20 protein-coding genes are annotated in these 16,438 nt (G+C 61.7%); 17 read left to right on the top strand and 3 right to left on the bottom strand.

Annotated features, from left to right (window positions below):
* Positions 1–176: 176 nt before the first annotated feature.
* The 7 genes from gshB (at position 177) to JQF37_RS19200 (ending at position 6,251) form a co-directional block, all read left to right on the top strand.
* A complete protein-coding gene (gshB, locus tag JQF37_RS19230; protein WP_130206653.1) occupies positions 177–1,148 on the top strand; it encodes a glutathione synthase in 972 nt (323 codons plus the stop codon).
* 96 nt (positions 1,149–1,244) lie between these two features.
* Entirely contained in the window at positions 1,245–2,144 is a 900-nt protein-coding gene (locus JQF37_RS19225; RefSeq protein ID WP_130206655.1) for an energy transducer TonB, read from the top strand.
* 199 nt (positions 2,145–2,343) lie between these two features.
* Positions 2,344–2,916, top strand: a complete 573-nt coding sequence (locus JQF37_RS19220) for a YqgE/AlgH family protein (RefSeq protein WP_130206657.1) — start codon at positions 2,344–2,346, stop codon at positions 2,914–2,916.
* Entirely contained in the window at positions 2,916–3,353 is a 438-nt protein-coding gene (gene ruvX / locus JQF37_RS19215) for a Holliday junction resolvase RuvX (RefSeq protein WP_130206659.1), read from the top strand. The genes JQF37_RS19220 and ruvX overlap by 1 nt, the downstream gene beginning before the upstream one ends.
* Before the next feature lie 94 nt (positions 3,354–3,447).
* Positions 3,448–3,951, top strand: a complete 504-nt coding sequence (gene pyrR, locus JQF37_RS19210; RefSeq protein WP_047534509.1) for a bifunctional pyr operon transcriptional regulator/uracil phosphoribosyltransferase PyrR — start codon at positions 3,448–3,450, stop codon at positions 3,949–3,951.
* Positions 3,952–3,978: 27 nt separating this feature from the next.
* Complete coding sequence (locus JQF37_RS19205) at positions 3,979–4,983, top strand: aspartate carbamoyltransferase catalytic subunit (RefSeq protein WP_047534513.1); 1,005 nt, start codon at positions 3,979–3,981, stop codon at positions 4,981–4,983.
* Positions 4,980–6,251 (top strand): dihydroorotase, encoded by a 1,272-nt coding sequence (locus JQF37_RS19200; protein WP_130206661.1) that lies wholly within the window; start codon positions 4,980–4,982, stop codon positions 6,249–6,251. The genes JQF37_RS19205 and JQF37_RS19200 overlap by 4 nt, the downstream gene beginning before the upstream one ends.
* 95 nt (positions 6,252–6,346) lie before the next feature.
* On the opposite strand, the gene JQF37_RS19195 is transcribed toward JQF37_RS19200, so the two are convergent.
* Entirely contained in the window at positions 6,347–6,778 is a 432-nt protein-coding gene (locus JQF37_RS19195; RefSeq protein ID WP_130206663.1) for a TM2 domain-containing protein, read from the bottom strand.
* A 250-nt stretch (positions 6,779–7,028) separates the two neighbouring features.
* Between JQF37_RS19195 and JQF37_RS19190 the strand changes: the two genes are divergently transcribed.
* Complete coding sequence (locus JQF37_RS19190; RefSeq protein ID WP_130206665.1) at positions 7,029–7,649, top strand: C40 family peptidase; 621 nt, start codon at positions 7,029–7,031, stop codon at positions 7,647–7,649.
* A gap of 130 nt (positions 7,650–7,779) precedes the next feature.
* Here the strand turns inward: JQF37_RS19190 and JQF37_RS19185 are convergent, their stop codons facing one another.
* Complete coding sequence (locus tag JQF37_RS19185; RefSeq protein WP_130206667.1) at positions 7,780–8,814, bottom strand: type IV pilus twitching motility protein PilT; 1,035 nt, start codon at positions 8,812–8,814, stop codon at positions 7,780–7,782.
* Positions 8,815–8,871: 57 nt separating this feature from the next.
* On the opposite strand from JQF37_RS19185, the gene JQF37_RS19180 reads away from it, so the two are divergent.
* From JQF37_RS19180 to JQF37_RS19140, 9 genes are all read left to right on the top strand, one after another.
* The gene (locus JQF37_RS19180; RefSeq protein WP_103402805.1) at positions 8,872–9,558 is read left to right on the top strand and encodes a YggS family pyridoxal phosphate-dependent enzyme; all 687 of its coding nucleotides are present in this window, start codon (positions 8,872–8,874) and stop codon (positions 9,556–9,558) included.
* 34 nt (positions 9,559–9,592) lie between these two features.
* A complete protein-coding gene (gene proC / locus JQF37_RS19175; protein ID WP_204149753.1) occupies positions 9,593–10,411 on the top strand; it encodes a pyrroline-5-carboxylate reductase in 819 nt (272 codons plus the stop codon).
* Between the two features lie 24 nt (positions 10,412–10,435).
* A complete protein-coding gene (locus JQF37_RS19170; protein WP_130206671.1) occupies positions 10,436–11,023 on the top strand; it encodes a YggT family protein in 588 nt (195 codons plus the stop codon).
* Positions 11,024–11,229: 206 nt separating this feature from the next.
* Positions 11,230–12,369: a homoserine O-acetyltransferase gene (locus JQF37_RS19165; protein ID WP_130206673.1), complete on the top strand. Its 1,140-nt coding sequence runs from the start codon at positions 11,230–11,232 to the stop codon at positions 12,367–12,369.
* 7 nt (positions 12,370–12,376) lie between these two features.
* Positions 12,377–12,997, top strand: a complete 621-nt coding sequence (gene metW, locus JQF37_RS19160) for a methionine biosynthesis protein MetW (protein ID WP_047534534.1) — start codon at positions 12,377–12,379, stop codon at positions 12,995–12,997.
* Positions 12,998–13,023: 26 nt separating this feature from the next.
* Positions 13,024–13,458 carry a DUF4426 domain-containing protein gene (locus tag JQF37_RS19155; protein ID WP_130206675.1) on the top strand — a complete coding sequence of 145 codons (435 nt, stop codon included), beginning with the start codon at positions 13,024–13,026 and terminating at the stop codon, positions 13,456–13,458.
* Positions 13,455–14,051 (top strand): RdgB/HAM1 family non-canonical purine NTP pyrophosphatase, encoded by a 597-nt coding sequence (gene rdgB, locus JQF37_RS19150; RefSeq protein WP_130206677.1) that lies wholly within the window; start codon positions 13,455–13,457, stop codon positions 14,049–14,051. The genes JQF37_RS19155 and rdgB overlap by 4 nt, the downstream gene beginning before the upstream one ends.
* Complete coding sequence (gene hemW, locus JQF37_RS19145) at positions 14,048–15,253, top strand: radical SAM family heme chaperone HemW (protein WP_130206679.1); 1,206 nt, start codon at positions 14,048–14,050, stop codon at positions 15,251–15,253. The genes rdgB and hemW overlap by 4 nt, the downstream gene beginning before the upstream one ends.
* 9 nt (positions 15,254–15,262) lie before the next feature.
* Positions 15,263–15,586: a DUF3392 domain-containing protein gene (locus JQF37_RS19140; protein ID WP_130206681.1), complete on the top strand. Its 324-nt coding sequence runs from the start codon at positions 15,263–15,265 to the stop codon at positions 15,584–15,586.
* 117 nt (positions 15,587–15,703) lie between these two features.
* Here JQF37_RS19140 and trmB read toward each other — a convergent pair whose 3' ends face one another.
* Positions 15,704–16,429 (bottom strand): tRNA (guanosine(46)-N7)-methyltransferase TrmB, encoded by a 726-nt coding sequence (trmB, locus tag JQF37_RS19135; RefSeq protein ID WP_090326115.1) that lies wholly within the window; start codon positions 16,427–16,429, stop codon positions 15,704–15,706.
* Positions 16,430–16,438: the final 9 nt, after the last annotated feature.

Below are 16,438 nucleotides of genomic sequence, written 5' to 3'. Positions count from 1 at the left end.
CAGTCTCCAACACCAATCTATCGGCCAGCCTTCGCGGTGGTTTTTCCTTGACCGGGAACACACTCAGCGCCACTCTGACGCCACTTTTATACGGTCTCTTGGACTGATTTTTTGTGGGAGCGAGCCGGCTCCTACAGGGATCGACATAGGCCTCACCCACTTTCGAGGAAACACCCATGAGCGTTCGCGTCGGGATTGTCATGGACCCTATTGCCAGCATTTCCTATAAAAAGGATAGCTCGCTGGCCATGCTGCTGGCCGCGCAGAAGCGCGGCTGGGAACTGTTCTATATGGAACAGCGCGACCTGTACCAGGCCGAAGGCCAGGCGCGGGCGCGGATGCGTCCGCTGAAGGTCTTCGCCAATCCTGAAAAATGGTTCGAGCTGGAAGCCGAGCAAGACGCACTGCTCAGTGATCTGGACGTGATCCTGATGCGCAAGGATCCTCCGTTCGACATGGAGTTCGTCTACTCCACGTACCTGCTGGAGCAGGCCGAGCGTGCTGGCGTGCTGGTGGTCAACAAGCCGCAGAGCCTGCGTGACTGCAACGAAAAACTGTTCGCCACGCTGTTCCCGCAGTGCACGCCGCCGACCATCGTCAGCCGTCGCCCGGATGTGCTGCGCGAATTCGCCGACCACCACGGCGACGTGATCCTCAAGCCGCTGGACGGCATGGGCGGCTCATCGATTTTCCGCCACACCGCGGGCCACCCGAACCTGTCGGTGATCCTCGAGACCCTGACCCTGCACGGTCAGCAGCAGATCATGATCCAGGGCTACCTGCCCGCCATCATCGATGGTGACAAACGTATCCTGATGATCGACGGCGAACCGGTGGACTACTGCCTGGCGCGCATTCCCGCCAAGGGCGAAACCCGTGGCAACCTGGCCGCCGGTGGCCGTGGCGAAGCGCGCCCGCTGACCGAGAAAGATCGCTGGATCGCCGCGCAAGTCGGCCCGACCCTGCGCGAAAAGGGCCTGCTGTTCGTAGGTCTGGACGTCATTGGCGAGCACCTGACGGAAATCAACGTCACCAGCCCGACCTGCATTCGCGAGATCGATAATGCGTTCGGTACCGACATTGGCGGCCTGCTGATGGAGGCTATCGACAAGAAGCTGCAAGCCGCAGGCAACAAGCCAAAGGCTTGATACAGCTTGTCGCTCGACACTTGAAGCTTGAAGCTAAAAACCAACATTGCGTTATCATGCCCAGCCCACGAAAACGCGATGTTGGTTTTTTGCCCCATGACCCTCCCGTCCGATCTGCCCGCCGAACTCGCCCACCGTGGCGTGCGCCCGGCTGATCGCCTCGGTTTTACCCTGTTTCTTGCGGCGCTGATTCACCTGGCCTTGCTGCTGGGCGTCGGCTTCACGATGGTCGAGCCCAAGCAAATCAGCAAAACCCTGGAAATCACCCTCGCCACGTTCAAAAGCGAAAAGAAGCCTGAGAAAGCCGATTTCCTCGCCCAGGAAAATCAACAAGGCAGCGGCACCCTGGATAAAAAGGCGATCCCCAAGACCACCGAGGTCGCGCCGTTCCAGGACAACAAGGTTCAGAAAGTCACGCCACCGCCAGCGGCCAAGCCTGAAGTGCGGGAGGCCCCGCCCAAGGCGGCGGTGACCACCGTCGCGCCGAAGCCGAAAAAAGCCGCAGCCAAGACCGAAGAACCCAAGACCGACACCAAACCAACCGTGGCCGCGCCGACGTTTGACACTGAACAGTTGTCCAGCGACATCGCCAGCCTGGAAGCGGAACTGGCCAATGAACAACAGTTGTACGCCAAGCGCCCGCGCATCCACCGCCTGAGCGCCGCCTCGACCATGAAAGACAAGGGCGCCTGGTACAAGGAAGATTGGCGCAAGAAAATCGAGCGCATCGGCAACCTCAATTACCCCGAAGAAGCCCGGCGCCAACAGATTTACGGCAGTTTGCGCCTGATGGTGTCGATCAACCGTGACGGCTCGCTGTATGAGGTGCTGGTGCTGGAGTCCTCCGGGCAACCGTTGCTGGATCAGGCGGCACAGCGCATCGTGCGCCTGGCCGCGCCCTTCGCTCCGTTTACCGGGGATCTGTCGGATATTGACCGGCTGGAAATCATTCGCACCTGGAAGTTTGCCCGAGGGGACAGACTCTCAAGCAACTGACCTCGCGTAGCCTTGTGGGAGCGAGCCTGCTCGCGATGGTCGTCAACGATAACGCTGGAAGATTGAGACCACGCGGTGTTCTCAGGGTTATCGCGAGCAGGCTCGCTCCTGCAGGGATTGTGTCGCCAACAGCAATTTGCGGCATTTCCTGCGCATCCCCAGCTTGTCAGTTTGCCCCTCCAACGCCACACTAGCGCTCATGAAAAACGTCAGCCCCAGCTACCTCAAGCATCAATTCCTGATCGCCATGCCGCACATGGTCGACCCGAACTTTGCGCACACCTTGACCTACATCGTCGAGCACACGGCCAACGGTGCCATGGGGCTGGTGGTCAACCGTCCGCAAGACCTGAATCTGGCCGATATCCTCGAGCAATTGCGCCCGGATATCGAACCACCCGCACTCTGCCAGCATGTGCCGATTTTCATCGGCGGCCCGGTGCAGACCGATCGCGGGTTTGTCCTGCATCCTTCGGGGCAGAGCTATCAGGCGACCGTTGATCTGGAAGGCGATTTATCCCTGTCGACCTCCCAGGACGTACTGTTCGCCATCGCCGACGGCGTCGGCCCGGCGAAAAGCCTGATCGCCCTCGGTTATGCCGGCTGGGAAGCCGGGCAACTGGAAGCCGAACTGGCGCAGAACGCCTGGCTGACCTGCCCGTTCGACGCTGACGTCCTGTTCAACACCAGCAGTGAATTGCGCCTGGAAGCCGCCGCCAAGCACTTGGGCATCAACCTCAGCCTGCTCACCAGCCAGGCGGGGCACGCCTGATGGCCCTGCGGCTGATCCTCGGATTCGACTACGGCACCAAACAGATCGGCGTTGCGGTAGGCCAGGTGATTACCGGCCAGGCCCGCGAGCTGTGCACCCTGAAAGCGCAGAATGGCATTCCCGACTGGGATCAGGTCGAAGCCCTGATCAAGGAATGGAAACCCGACGCCGTGGTGGTTGGCCTGCCGCTGAACATGGACGGCACGCCCAGCGACATGTGCGCCCGCGCGGAAAAGTTCGCCCGTCGCCTGAATGGCCGCTTCAACCTGCCCTTCTATACCCACGACGAACGCCTGACCACGTTCGAAGCCAAGGGCGAACGCCGTGATCGTGGCGGCCAGAAAGGCAGTTACCGCGACAACCCGGTCGATGCCATCGCCGCCGCCCTGCTGCTGCAAGGCTGGCTCGACGAAAACAGCGCTTTGTTCGAATCCTGATGCACCCAATCCTGAAGAGTCGCCATGCGGCTCTTTTAGTAACAACCCGAGCCAACCCAAGCACAACCCGACTCGGGCCCAAGAAGGAGCAACCATGAGCCTGCCCAATCCCACCGAACTGATCAGCCAGATGGCGATCCGTCTCAAGGCACACCTGGAACACCGTGGCATCAGCGAACCGCGTTACATCGGCATTCGTACCGGCGGCGTCTGGGTCGCCCAGGCCCTGCTCAAAGAGCTGGGCAGCCATGAGCCCCTCGGCACGCTCGACGTTTCCTTCTACCGCGACGACTTCAGCCAGAACGGCCTGCACCCGCAAGTGCGTCCCTCTGCCCTGCCGTTCGAAATCGAAGGCCAGCACCTGGTGCTGATCGACGACGTACTGATGAGCGGCCGGACCATCCGCGCGGCCATGAACGAACTCTTCGACTACGGGCGTCCGGCCAGTGTGACGCTGGTGTGCCTGCTGGACCTGGACGCCGGCGAACTGCCGATCCGCCCGAACGTGGTGGGTGCAACACTGTCACTCGCCGCCCACGAGCGCGTGAAGCTGTCCGGCCCGGAGCTCAAGCTCGAAGTGCAAGACCTCGCCCTTTAATTCGCCCTATTGAGAGTCCCCCTTGCGATGACGCCTCTAGAAACCAAGCGCCCGCTGCAGCTCAATGATCAGGGCCAGCTGCGCCACTTCCTCTCGCTCGACGGTTTGCGCCGCGAGCTGCTGACGGAAATCCTCGACACCGCCGACTCGTTCCTCGAAGTCGGCGCCCGCGCGGTGAAGAAGGTCCCGCTGCTGCGCGGCAAGACCGTGTGCAACGTGTTCTTCGAGAACTCCACCCGCACCCGCACCACCTTCGAACTGGCGGCCCAGCGCCTGTCGGCGGACGTGATCACCCTGAACGTGTCCACGTCGTCGGCGAGCAAGGGTGAAACCCTGCTCGACACCTTGCGCAACCTGGAAGCCATGGCGGCCGACATGTTCGTCGTGCGTCACGGTGACTCCGGCGCCGCGCACTTCATCGCCGAACACGTGTGCCCGCAGGTGGCGATCATCAACGGCGGCGACGGCCGTCACGCCCACCCGACCCAAGGCATGCTCGACATGCTCACCATCCGCCGGCACAAGGGCGGCTTCGAGAACCTCTCGGTGGCCATCGTCGGCGACATCCTGCACTCGCGGGTGGCCCGGTCGAACATGCTGGCGCTGAAAACCCTGGGCTGCCCGGACATCCGCGTGATCGCCCCGAAAACCCTGCTGCCGATCGGTATCGAGCAATACGGCGTGAAGGTCTACACCGACCTGGCCGAAGGCCTGAAAGACGTCGACGTGGTGATCATGTTGCGTCTACAGCGCGAACGCATGACCGGTGGCCTGCTGCCGAGCGAAGGCGAGTTCTACCGCCTGTTCGGCCTGACCACTGCGCGCCTGGCCGGCGCCAAGCCCGATGCCATCGTGATGCACCCGGGGCCGATCAACCGTGGCGTGGAGATTGAGTCGGCGGTGGCCGACGGCCCGCACTCGGTGATCCTCAATCAGGTGACCTACGGCATCGCCATTCGTATGGCCGTTTTGTCCATGGCCATGAGCGGGCAGACTGCCCAGCGCCAATTCGAGCAGGAGAACGCCCAGTGAAGCTCAGCATTCTCGGTGCCCGCGTGATCGATCCAGCCAGCGGCCTGGATCAAGTTACCGACATCCACATTGAAGCCTGCAAGATCGTCGCCATTGGCGCCGCACCGGCCGGTTTCGTCGCCGTCGACACCCTCGACGCGAAAGGCCTGGTGGCCGCCCCTGGCCTGGTCGACCTCAATGTTGCCCTGCGTGAACCGGGCTACAGCCGTAAAGGCTCGATCGTCAGCGAAACCCGCGCGGCCGCGGCCGGTGGCGTGACCAGCCTGTGCTGCCCGCCAAAAACCAAACCGGTGCTGGACACCTCGGCGGTGGCCGAACTGATCCTCGACCGCGCCCGCGAGGCCGGCAACACCAAAGTCTTCCCGATCGGCGCCCTGAGCAAAGGCCTGGACGGCGAACAGCTGGCAGAGCTGGTCGCGTTGCGCGATGCCGGTTGCGTGGCCTTCGGCAACGGCCTGGAGAGCTTCCGCAACACCCGCACCCTGTGCCGGGCGCTGGAGTACGCGGCAACCTTCGACCTGACGGTGATTTTCAACTCCCAGGACCATGATCTGGCCGAAGGCGGTTTGGCCCACGAAGGCCCGACCGCGAGTTTCCTCGGCTTGCCGGGCATTCCGGAAACCGCCGAGACCGTGGCCCTGGCCCGGGACCTGCTCCTGGTCGAGCAAACCGGCGTGCGCGCGCACTTCAGCCAGCTCACCAGCGCTCGCGGCGTAGCCCTGATCGCCCAGGCCCAGGCCCGTGGCCTGAAGGTCACTGCGGATGTCGCCCTGTACCAGTTGATCCTGACGGACGAAGCGTTGATCGACTTCAACAGTCTGTATCACGTCCAGCCGCCGCTACGCACCCGCGCTGACCGCGAGGGTCTGCGTGCGGCAGTGAAGTCGGGCGTGATTTCGGCGATTTCCAGCCACCACCAACCCCACGAGCGCGACGCCAAACTGGCGCCGTTCGGTGCCACCGAGCCCGGCATCAGCAGCGTCGAACTGCTGCTGCCATTGGCGATGACGCTGGTGGAAGACGGTTTGCTGGACTTGCCGACCCTGCTGGCGCGCCTTGGCGCCGGTCCTGCCGAGGCCTTGCGCCTGCCGGCCGGCAAACTGGCGGTGGGTGGCGCGGCGGATATCGTGTTGTTCGACCCTGCGGCTTCGACCGTGGCCGGGGAAACCTGGCTGTCCAAAGGCGAGAATTGCCCGTTCATCGGGCACAGCCTGCCGGGTCTGGTGCGTTACACCCTGGTGGATGGACGGATCAGTCACCAAGCGTAAGACCGTGTCATCCCAATCGCTAGCAGGGCTAGCTCCCACAGGGGATTTGTGAGGTTCACAGACCCCCTGTGGGAGCTAGCCCTGCTAGCGATGGCTTACTGAAAGGCACCTCGGCTCTGCGCGTTACGCAGCGAAACCTGATCATTCAGCGTCCAGAAGTCATACAGCACTCCCACGAAGAACAGTCCGCCCGTCAGCAGGTAGATCAACCCGCTGATCCATTTCCCCTGGTACATCCGGTGCACACCGAACACCCCGAGAAACGTCAGCAGAATCCACGCGACGTTGTATTCGATCGGGCCGGCGGTGAACCGCAGGTCGGCTTCACGGTCCATTGACGGGATCAGGAACAGGTCGATCAACCAGCCAATCCCCAACAAACCGAAGGTGAAGAACCAGATCGTCCCCGTGACCGGTTTGCCGTAATAAAAGCGGTGAGCGCCGGTGAAACCGAAAATCCACAACAGATAACCAATCACTTTGCTGTGGGTATCTTGGTGGGGAACGGGTTGTTGATAGGTGTTCATGGATGACCTCGATTCACACGATAGATAAATATTCTTGAATTCTTTGTGACTTTTTTACGAGCACCCGACGTATGGCAAGTGGTACGTTGTCTCCCGTCAAAGCCTTATAGCACCTGACTTCTGTCCGACAATGGCGTCTTTTTGCCGCTTATTTAGTTCCGTTGACCCCCAGGTTGAATCGACCAACGGCCTCGGAAGGGACAAAAAAGCTGTTATAAAGTTGCGCGCTAACCCATACGAGCCCTGCCTAATGCGTCCATTTATAAAGACATGGCTAACCATTTGCCTATTATTGCCACTGGCCGCCCACGCCACCAATCGTGAGCAACGTCTTCCGAACGTCAATGGTTACACGCCGAAATCCCATGCTTCTGCTCCTTCGAACAAAAGCAAAAAATCAGTCAAACACGCTCCACAGCTGGCCAGCAACAAAAAAGGCCTGGTTCCGCCGATGGCGAACAAGGAAAGCAGCAACGTGCTGAGCCGTGCGGTCAATGTCCTCGGTACGCCGTACCGTTGGGGCGGCAGCAGCCCGAGCAAAGGCTTCGACTGCAGCGGTCTGGTGAAATACGCGTTCAACGACGCCACGTTTGACCTGCCACGCACCTCCAATGCCATGGCCAGCGGTCACGGCGAGAAGGTCAATCGCAACGACCTGAAGCCAGGCGACCTGATTTTCTTCAACATCAAGAGCCGTCGAGTCAATCACGTTGCCATCTACCTGGGCAACGACCGCTTCATCCACGCACCACGTCGTGGCAAGTCGGTGACCATCGACACACTGAAGAAGCCGTACTGGGAAAACCACTACGCCGTTGCCAAACGGGTTCTGCCGAAAGATCAGAACGCGATGCGGGTTGTTCAGCGCTGATTACATCCGCTGGAACCTGCTTCGAATGTAACGACCTCTTCGCGAGCACGCTCGCTCCCACATTGGAATGCAGTCCCCTGTGAGAGCGAACTTGCTCGCGAAGCCTCCTGTAAAGCGCCACAGCTCCCCCTCAGAAATTATCCGGTGACCGCGCCTTCTCCCGCGCATGATCGCGGCTGACCAGGCCCTTGGCGACCAAGTCCTTCAGCCCCATGTCCAACGTCTGCATGCCCAGCGACCCGCCCGCCTGAATCGACGAATACATCTGCGCCACCTTGTCTTCGCGGATCAGGTTCCGGATCGCCGACGTGCCAAGCATGATCTCGTGGGCCGCCATACGCCCGCCGCCAATCTTCTTGACCAGGGTTTGGGAAACCACTGCCAGCAACGACTCGGACAACATCGAGCGCACCATCGACTTCTCATCCCCCGGAAACACGTCGATGATCCGGTCGATGGTCTTCGCCGCCGAGGTGGTATGCAGCGTGCCAAACACCAGATGACCGGTCTCGGCGGCCGTCAACGCCAGGCGAATGGTCTCCAGGTCGCGCATCTCGCCCACCAGAATGACATCCGGGTCTTCGCGCAGGGCTGAACGCAAGGCTGCGGGGAAGCTGCGGGTGTCGCGATGGACTTCGCGTTGATTGATCAGGCATTTGCGCGATTCGTGGACGAACTCGACAGGGTCTTCGATGGTGAGGATATGGTGGTGACGATGGTTGTTCAGGTAATCGATCATCGCCGCCAGCGTCGTGGACTTGCCGGAGCCGGTCGGGCCGGTGACCAGCACCAGGCCACGGGGAGCGTCGGTCATTTTGCGAAACACATCGCCCATGCCCAACTCCTCCATGCTCAAGACCCTGGAGGGGATGGTGCGAAACACGGCGCCAGCACCACGACTCTGGTTGAACGCATTGACCCGAAAACGCGCGACGCCAGGCAAATCAAAGGAAAAGTCGGTTTCCAGGTGCTTCTCGAAGTCCACCCGCTGGGTGTCGTTCATGATGTCGTAGATCAGCGCCTGCACTTCCTTGTGATCCAGGGGCGGCAGGTTGATGCGCCGCACATCGCCGTCGACACGAATCATTGGCGGCAGGCCCGCAGACAGATGCAGGTCGGATGCTCCTTGTTTGGCGCTGAACGCCAGCAGCTCAGTGATATCCATAGCACGCCTCAATTCCAGTAGAATGCCGCCAACCTCAGACCCGCTGGCGCCCCTTGAATGTCCACGATAGCAGACAACATTGCACTGGTTAGTTCGCGCATCCGCGCCGCCGCCCTCGCCGCCAACCGGGACGAACACAGCGTCCAGCTGCTGGCCGTGAGCAAGACCAAACCCGCACAAGCCCTGCGCGAAGCCTATGCCGCCGGCCTGCGCGACTTTGGCGAAAACTACTTGCAGGAAGCCCTGGGCAAGCAGCTCGAATTGGCCGACCTGCCCTTGATCTGGCACTTCATCGGCCCCATTCAATCGAACAAGACTCGCGCAATCGCCGAGCACTTCGCCTGGGTGCATTCCGTGGATCGCCTGAAAATCGCACAACGCTTGTCGGAACAGCGACCTGCCGATCTGCCACCGCTGAACATCTGCATCCAGGTCAACGTCAGCGGTGAGGCCAGCAAATCCGGCTGCACCCCGGCCGACCTGCCGGCCCTGGCCAATGCCATCAGCGCCCTGCCTCGCCTCAAGTTGCGCGGATTGATGGCGATTCCCGAGCCGACTGAAGATCGCGCCGCCCAGGATGCCGCCTTTGCTGCCGTGCAGAATCTGCAAGCCAGCCTGAATCTGCCGCTCGACACACTCTCCATGGGCATGAGCCACGATCTCGAATCGGCCATCGCTCAAGGCGCCACCTGGGTCCGCATTGGTACGGCCCTGTTTGGCGCTCGCGACTATTCACAGCCTTGATCCATGGCTTACACACTTTTTATAAGGACCTGACATGAGCAAGACGCGTATTGCCTTTATCGGTGCCGGCAACATGGCCGCCAGTCTGATCGGCGGCCTGCGGGCCAAAGGCCTGGACGCCGCGCAGATCCGCGCCAGCGATCCGGGTGAAGAAACCCGCGCCCGCGTGAGCGCCGAACACGGCATCGAAACCTTTGCCGACAACGCACAGGCCATCGACGGTGCCGATGTGGTCGTGCTGGCGGTCAAGCCTCAGGCGATGAAAGCGGTCTGCGAAGCGATCCGTCCAAGCCTGAAGCCTGAGCAACTGGTGGTTTCGATTGCCGCCGGCATCACCTGCGCCAGCATGAATAGCTGGCTCGGCGCCCAACCGATCGTGCGCTGCATGCCCAACACCCCGGCACTCCTGCGCCAGGGCGTGAGCGGCTTGTTCGCCACCGCCCAGGTAACCGCCGAACAACGCCAACAGGCGCAAGAGCTGCTGTCGGCCGTCGGTATCGCCCTGTGGCTGGACGAGGAGCAGCAACTGGACGCGGTCACCGCGGTATCCGGTTCCGGCCCGGCGTATTTCTTCCTGCTGATCGAAGCCATGACCGCCGCGGGCGTGAAACTCGGCCTGCCAGCCGACATCGCCGCTCAACTGACCCTGCAAACCGCACTGGGCGCGGCTCACATGGCGGTCTCCAGCGACGTCGACGCCGCTGAACTGCGTCGCCGCGTCACCTCGCCGGCGGGCACCACGGAAGCGGCGATCAAGTCGTTCCAGGCCGGTGGCTTCGAAGCGCTGGTAGAAAAAGCATTGGGCGCCGCCGCGCACCGCTCGGCCGAAATGGCTGAGCAACTCGGTCGCTAATCAGCTCTTACAAAGGAATCAATGATGCTCGGACTCAATGACGCTGCCATTTTCGTGATTCAAACCCTGGGCAGCCTGTATCTGCTGGTGGTGCTGTTGCGCTTTATCCTGCAACTGGTGCGGGCGAACTTCTACAACCCGCTCTGCCAGTTCGCCGTGAAGGCCACTCAACCGTTGCTCAAGCCACTGCGCCGGGTCATCCCGAGCATGTTCGGGCTGGACATGTCGTCGCTGGTGCTGGCGCTGATCGTGCAAATGGTGCTGTTCGCCGTCATCCTGCTGCTCAGCGGCTACAAGGTGGACGTGCTGTTCCTGGCGCCATGGGGTTTGATCGGCATTTTCGCGCTGTTTCTGAAAATCCTGTTCTGGGCGATGATCATCAGCGTGATCCTGTCCTGGGTCGCTCCGGGCAGCCATAACCCTGGCGCAGAGCTGGTGCAGCAGATCACTGAACCGGTACTCGCGCCGTTCCGCCGGATCATTCCGAACCTGGGCGGCCTCGACATCTCGCCCATCTTCGCCTTTATCGCGCTGCAATTGCTGCAGAGCTGGCTGATTCCGCGCCTGGCGTACTACGCCCTGATGCCAAAAGAGCTGTTCGGGCTGATCTGATACCGATGCGGCGGCCCGGTTGAGCGAGTCATCGCTCATCGCGGGCTAGCCCCGCTGACCACATTGGAATCTGTACTCCTGTGGGAGCGTGGCTTGCCCGCGATGGCCGCACCTCGGCCGTTCAGGAAAAATCAGGCCCGCCCTTTGCTTGCCGCTAACCCCACTGGTCTTTAGACTTACGCCTCATTTCAACGAGAGCAGGGTCGATGCCAGCTGCCTTCCCCCCCGATTCTGTTGGTCTGGTGACGCCGCAAATGGCGCACTTCAGCGACCCCCTGGCGTTGGCCTGCGGTCGTTCGCTACCAGCCTATGACCTGATTTACGAGACCTACGGCACGCTGAACGCCACGGCGAGCAACGCCGTGCTGATCTGTCACGCCTTGTCCGGGCACCACCACGCGGCCGGCTATCACAGCCCCGACGACCGCAAACCCGGTTGGTGGGACAGCTGCATAGGCCCCGGCAAGCCCATCGACACCAACAAGTTCTTTGTGGTCAGCCTGAACAACCTCGGTGGCTGCAACGGCTCCACAGGCCCAAGCAGTATCAATCCCGAGAGCGGCAAGCCGTTTGGCGCCGACTTTCCGGTGCTGACCGTGGAAGACTGGGTGCACAGCCAGGCGCGCCTCGCCGATGTGCTCGGCATCGGCCAATGGGCGGCCGTCATCGGCGGCAGCCTGGGCGGCATGCAGGCCCTGCAGTGGACCATCACTTACCCGGACCGCGTGCGGCACTGCCTGGCCATCGCCTCGGCACCGAAGCTGTCGGCGCAGAACATCGCCTTCAACGAAGTGGCACGCCAGGCGATCCTCACCGACCCGGACTTCCATGGCGGTTCGTTCCAGGAACACGGCGTGATCCCCAAGCGCGGGCTGATGCTGGCGCGGATGGTCGGGCACATTACCTACCTGTCCGACGATTCCATGGGCGAGAAATTCGGTCGCGGCCTGAAAAGCGAGAAGCTCAACTACGACTTCCACAGCGTCGAGTTCCAGGTCGAAAGCTACCTGCGCTACCAGGGGGAGGAGTTCTCCGGGCGGTTCGACGCCAACACGTACCTGCTGATGACCAAGGCCCTGGACTACTTCGACCCGGCCGCCAATTTCGATGATGACCTGGCCAAGACCTTCGCCGGTGCCACCGCCAGGTTCTGTGTGATGTCGTTCACCACCGACTGGCGCTTCTCCCCTGCCCGCTCGCGGGAACTGGTGGACGCGCTGATGGCCGCGCGCAAGGACGTCTGCTACCTGGAGATCGACGCACCGCAGGGCCACGACGCCTTCCTGATTCCGATCCCGCGCTACTTGCAGGCGTTCGGCAATTACATGAACCGCATAACGTTGTGAGATAGCCATGAGAGCTGATCTGGAAATCATCCAGGAATGGATCCCCGCCGGTAGCCGCGTGCTCGACCTCGGTTGCGGCGATGGCGAGCTGCTGACCTGGCTGCGCGACAACAAGCAGGTCACCGGCTATGGCCTGGAAAACGACGCGGACAACATCGCCGAATGCGTGGCCAAGGGCATCAATGTCATCGAACAGGACCTGGACAAGGGCCTGGGCAACTTTGCCAGCAACAGCTTCGACGTCGTGGTCATGACCCAGGCGCTGCAGGCGGTGCATTACCCGGACAAGATCCTCGACGAAATGCTGCGGGTCGGTCGCCAGTGCATCATCACCTTCCCCAACTTCGGTCACTGGCGCTGCCGCTGGTACCTGGCCAGCAAGGGACGGATGCCGGTTTCCGAGTTTCTGCCGTACACCTGGTACAACACGCCGAACATCCACTTCTGCACTTTCGAAGACTTTGAAGCCTTGTGTCGCGAACGTGAAGCCAAGGTCATTGATCGGCTTGCCGTGGATCAACAGCATCGGCACGGGTGGGCCAGTAAGCTATGGCCTAATCTGTTAGGTGAGATCGGTATCTACCGCGTCAGCAGCCCGGGGCTTGCAGACCATAAGGTCGCGGTCTGAATCACCCACATTCCGAGGAGAAAATCATGGGTCGTCTAGCGCTGTTTCTACTCACCGCCTGCCTGAGCGTCACGGCCATGGCCGCCGACGTCATCAAGAGCGAGCGCCAGGAAACCTTTGGCGACGTGACGGTGCACTACAACACCTTCAACTCCACGTACCTGACGCCGGACATCGCCAAGTCGGCCGAACTCATTCGCAGCAAGAATCAGGGCGTGATCAATATTTCGGTGCTCAAGGACGGCAAGCCGCTGGTGGCGCAAGTCACCGGCACGGTCAAAGACCTGACCAGCCAGAGCGTGCCCTTGAGCTTCAAGCAGATCACCGAGCAGGGCGCCATTTACTACATCGCTCAGTATCCTGTGCCTCAACAGGAAACCCGCACCTTCGAGATCAAGGTGCAGACCGGTGACAAAATCAACACCATCAATTTCAACCAAGAGCTCTTCCCCGGCGAATGATCAACTTCACGCAACTCGTACTGGCCAGCCACAACGCCGGCAAACTCAAGGAACTCCAGGCCATGCTCGGCGACTCGGTGCAACTGCGCTCGATCGGCGAGTTCAGCCAGGTCGAGCCTGAAGAAACCGGCCTGTCGTTCGTCGAGAACGCCATTCTCAAGGCCCGAAACGCCGCGCGCATTTCCGGCCTGCCGGCGCTGGCCGACGATTCCGGGTTGGCGGTGGATTTCCTCGGTGGCGCGCCGGGCATCTACTCGGCGCGGTATGCCGATGGCAAGGGCGATGCGGCGAACAACGCCAAACTGCTGGACGTCCTCAAGGACGTGCCCGAGGCCGAGCGTGGCGCACAGTTCGTCTGCGTGCTGGCCCTGGTGAGACATGCCGAAGACCCGCTGCCGATTCTCTGTGAGGGCCTGTGGCACGGCCGCATCCTGACTGAGGCCAGCGGCGAGCACGGCTTTGGCTACGACCCGCTGTTCTGGGTGCCGGAGCGCGATTGCTCCAGCGCCGAGCTGAGCCCGGGCGACAAGAACCGGATCAGTCACCGCGCCCGCGCAATGGATCTGCTGCGCCAGCGTCTGGGCCTGAAATGACCCACGACCGCTCCGCGTCGCCGCTGATTTTCGGCGGTGCCGCGCAATCGCCTCGGGCGGCCCTGCCGGTACTGCCGCCCCTGGCGCTGTACATCCACATCCCGTGGTGTGTGCGCAAATGCCCTTATTGCGACTTCAACTCCCATACCGCCAGCCCGGTGCTGCCGGAAGAAGAGTACGTCGACGCCTTGCTGGCCGACCTTGATCAGGACCTGCACGCTGTCTATGGCCGCGAGTTGAGCTCGATTTTCTTCGGTGGCGGCACGCCAAGCCTGTTCAGCGCTGCCGCGTTGGGCCGACTGCTCAAAGGCGTGGAACAACGCATCCCCTTTGCCCACGACATCGAAATCACCCTGGAAGCCAACCCCGGCACCTTCGAGCAAGAGAAATTCGTTGCCTACAGGGCGCTCGGCATCAATCGCCTGTCGATCGGTATCCAGAGCTTCCAGCAGGCAAAGCTCGAGGCACTGGGGCGGATTCACAACGGCGACGAAGCGGTGCGAGCCGCCGGCATGGCGCGCCAGGCCGGGTTCGACAACTTCAATCTGGACCTGATGCACGGTCTGCCGGATCAGTCCCTGGAGGACGCCCTGAGCGACCTGCGCCAGGCCATCGCCCTGAAGCCGACCCACCTTTCCTGGTATCAGCTGACCCTGGAGCCGAACACCGTGTTCTGGAACCAGCCGCCGACGCTGCCGGAAGACGATACGTTGTGGGACATTCAGGAAGCCGGCCAGGCACTGTTGGCCGAACACGGTTACACGCAGTACGAGGTCTCGGCCTACGCCCAACCGGGCCGCCCGGCACGGCATAACCTCAATTACTGGAGTTTCGGCGACTTCATTGGCATCGGCGCCGGTGCCCACGGCAAGCTCAGCCACCCGGACGGGCGCATCGTGCGCACCTGGAAGACTCGCCTGCCGAAGGACTACCTCAACCCGGCCAAAAGCTTCCAGGCAGGCGAGAAAGCCCTGACCAACGACGAAATGCCGTTCGAGTTCCTGATGAATGCCCTGCGCCTGACCGAAGGGGTCGAATCGCGGCTGTATCCGGAACGCACCGGACTGTCCCTGGAAAGCCTGGCCGAAGCTCGTCGCGAAGCCGAACAAAGTGGCCTGTTGCAGGTCGAACCGACACGTCTGGCGGCTACCGAGCGCGGACAGCTATTCCTCAACGACTTGCTGCAGAAGTTTCTGACATAAGGAAATCGAATGGATCTGGTACTCGACCTGCTCGCCACCGTTTCTCGCTGGAGCCGCAGCAATCTCTCGGAAATCGCCCTGGCCCTGGTGGGCTGTCTGCTGGTGCTGTTCGGCGCGGATTTCAAGGGCTGGGTCGACCAACGACTGGGCAGCATCGCTGGCGCCTTGCGCGTGCCGCTGATGGCCCTGCTGTGCATGATCGGCAGCGGCGCCGCCCTGATCTACGCCACGCCGTGGATCGTTCGGGGCTTGAGCCAATTCAACAACTACAGCCTGGCGCCGGTGTTGCTGGTGGTGCTGGTGCTCATCGGCGTCGTCGCTGACCGCCGCTAACTTTCGGCTGTACATAAAACAACTGTGGGAGCGAGCCTGCTCGCGATGAGGGGCTGACATTCAACCTCTTCGTCGACAGTCAGACCGCTATCGCGAGCAGGCTCGCTCCCACAGGTTTTACGCCAGTTTTTCGAACTTCAGATCCCACACGCCATGCCCAAGACGTTCGCCACGGCGTTCGAACTTGGTGATCGGCCGCTCGGCCGGGCGCGGTACGCACTTGCCGTCTTCGGCCAGGTTGCGATAACCCGGCGCGACGTTCATCACTTCCAGCATGTATTCAGCGTACGGTTCCCAGTCGGTAGCCATATGCAGAATGCCGCCGACCTTCAACTTGCTGCGTACCAGCTCGGCGAACGACGCCTGAACGATGCGACGCTTGTGATGACGGCTCTTGTGCCACGGGTCCGGGAAAAACAGCATCAGGCGATCGAGGCTGTTGTCGGCCACGCAACGGTTGAGCACTTCGATGGCATCGCAATCGTAGACCCGCAGGTTGGTCAAACCCTGGGTCAGCACGCCGTTGAGCAACGCACCAACGCCCGGACGGTGTACTTCGACGCCGATGAAATCCTGCTCCGGAGAAGCCGCCGCCATTTCCAGCAGCGAATGGCCCATGCCGAAACCGATTTCCAGCGAGCGCGGTGCCGAGCGACCGAACACCTGGTCGAAGTCCACCGGCGCGTCGGCCAGGGGCAGCACGAACAGCGGTGCGCCCTGCTCCAGGCCACGTTGCTGGCCTTCGGTCATGCGCCCGGCACGCATCACGAAACTCTTGATGCGGCGGTGTTGGCGCTCGTCGCCTTCTTCCGTCTGGATAGGCGTGTCGTTCGATTCAGTCATCAATGGCTC

Origin of the sequence: Pseudomonas sp. MIL9, from assembly GCF_016887925.1 — a bacterium.
Lineage (GTDB): Bacteria > Pseudomonadota > Gammaproteobacteria > Pseudomonadales > Pseudomonadaceae > Aquipseudomonas > Aquipseudomonas mohnii.
The sequence above is the reverse complement of the archived record's forward strand: the minus strand, read 5'-3'. Positions and strand labels throughout refer to the sequence as shown.

Bases quoted from the DNA above. Each gene is read 5' to 3' on its own strand.
- gshB (WP_130206653.1), top strand. From the start codon at position 177: ATGAGCGTTCGCGTCGGGATTGTCATGGACCCTATTGCCAGCATTTCC.
- JQF37_RS19225 (WP_130206655.1), top strand. From the start codon at position 1,245: ATGACCCTCCCGTCCGATCTGCCCGCCGAACTCGCCCACCGTGGCGTG.
- JQF37_RS19220 (WP_130206657.1), top strand. From the start codon at position 2,344: ATGAAAAACGTCAGCCCCAGCTACCTCAAGCATCAATTCCTGATCGCC.
- ruvX (WP_130206659.1), top strand. From the start codon at position 2,916: ATGGCCCTGCGGCTGATCCTCGGATTCGACTACGGCACCAAACAGATC.
- pyrR (WP_047534509.1), top strand. From the start codon at position 3,448: ATGAGCCTGCCCAATCCCACCGAACTGATCAGCCAGATGGCGATCCGT.
- JQF37_RS19205 (WP_047534513.1), top strand. From the start codon at position 3,979: ATGACGCCTCTAGAAACCAAGCGCCCGCTGCAGCTCAATGATCAGGGC.
- JQF37_RS19195 (WP_130206663.1), bottom strand. From the start codon at position 6,778: ATGAACACCTATCAACAACCCGTTCCCCACCAAGATACCCACAGCAAA.
- JQF37_RS19190 (WP_130206665.1), top strand. From the start codon at position 7,029: ATGCGTCCATTTATAAAGACATGGCTAACCATTTGCCTATTATTGCCA.
- JQF37_RS19185 (WP_130206667.1), bottom strand. From the start codon at position 8,814: ATGGATATCACTGAGCTGCTGGCGTTCAGCGCCAAACAAGGAGCATCC.
- JQF37_RS19180 (WP_103402805.1), top strand. From the start codon at position 8,872: ATGTCCACGATAGCAGACAACATTGCACTGGTTAGTTCGCGCATCCGC.
- proC (WP_204149753.1), top strand. From the start codon at position 9,593: ATGAGCAAGACGCGTATTGCCTTTATCGGTGCCGGCAACATGGCCGCC.
- JQF37_RS19170 (WP_130206671.1), top strand. From the start codon at position 10,436: ATGCTCGGACTCAATGACGCTGCCATTTTCGTGATTCAAACCCTGGGC.
- JQF37_RS19165 (WP_130206673.1), top strand. From the start codon at position 11,230: ATGCCAGCTGCCTTCCCCCCCGATTCTGTTGGTCTGGTGACGCCGCAA.
- metW (WP_047534534.1), top strand. From the start codon at position 12,377: ATGAGAGCTGATCTGGAAATCATCCAGGAATGGATCCCCGCCGGTAGC.
- JQF37_RS19155 (WP_130206675.1), top strand. From the start codon at position 13,024: ATGGGTCGTCTAGCGCTGTTTCTACTCACCGCCTGCCTGAGCGTCACG.
- rdgB (WP_130206677.1), top strand. From the start codon at position 13,455: ATGATCAACTTCACGCAACTCGTACTGGCCAGCCACAACGCCGGCAAA.
- hemW (WP_130206679.1), top strand. From the start codon at position 14,048: ATGACCCACGACCGCTCCGCGTCGCCGCTGATTTTCGGCGGTGCCGCG.
- JQF37_RS19140 (WP_130206681.1), top strand. From the start codon at position 15,263: ATGGATCTGGTACTCGACCTGCTCGCCACCGTTTCTCGCTGGAGCCGC.
- trmB (WP_090326115.1), bottom strand. From the start codon at position 16,429: ATGACTGAATCGAACGACACGCCTATCCAGACGGAAGAAGGCGACGAG.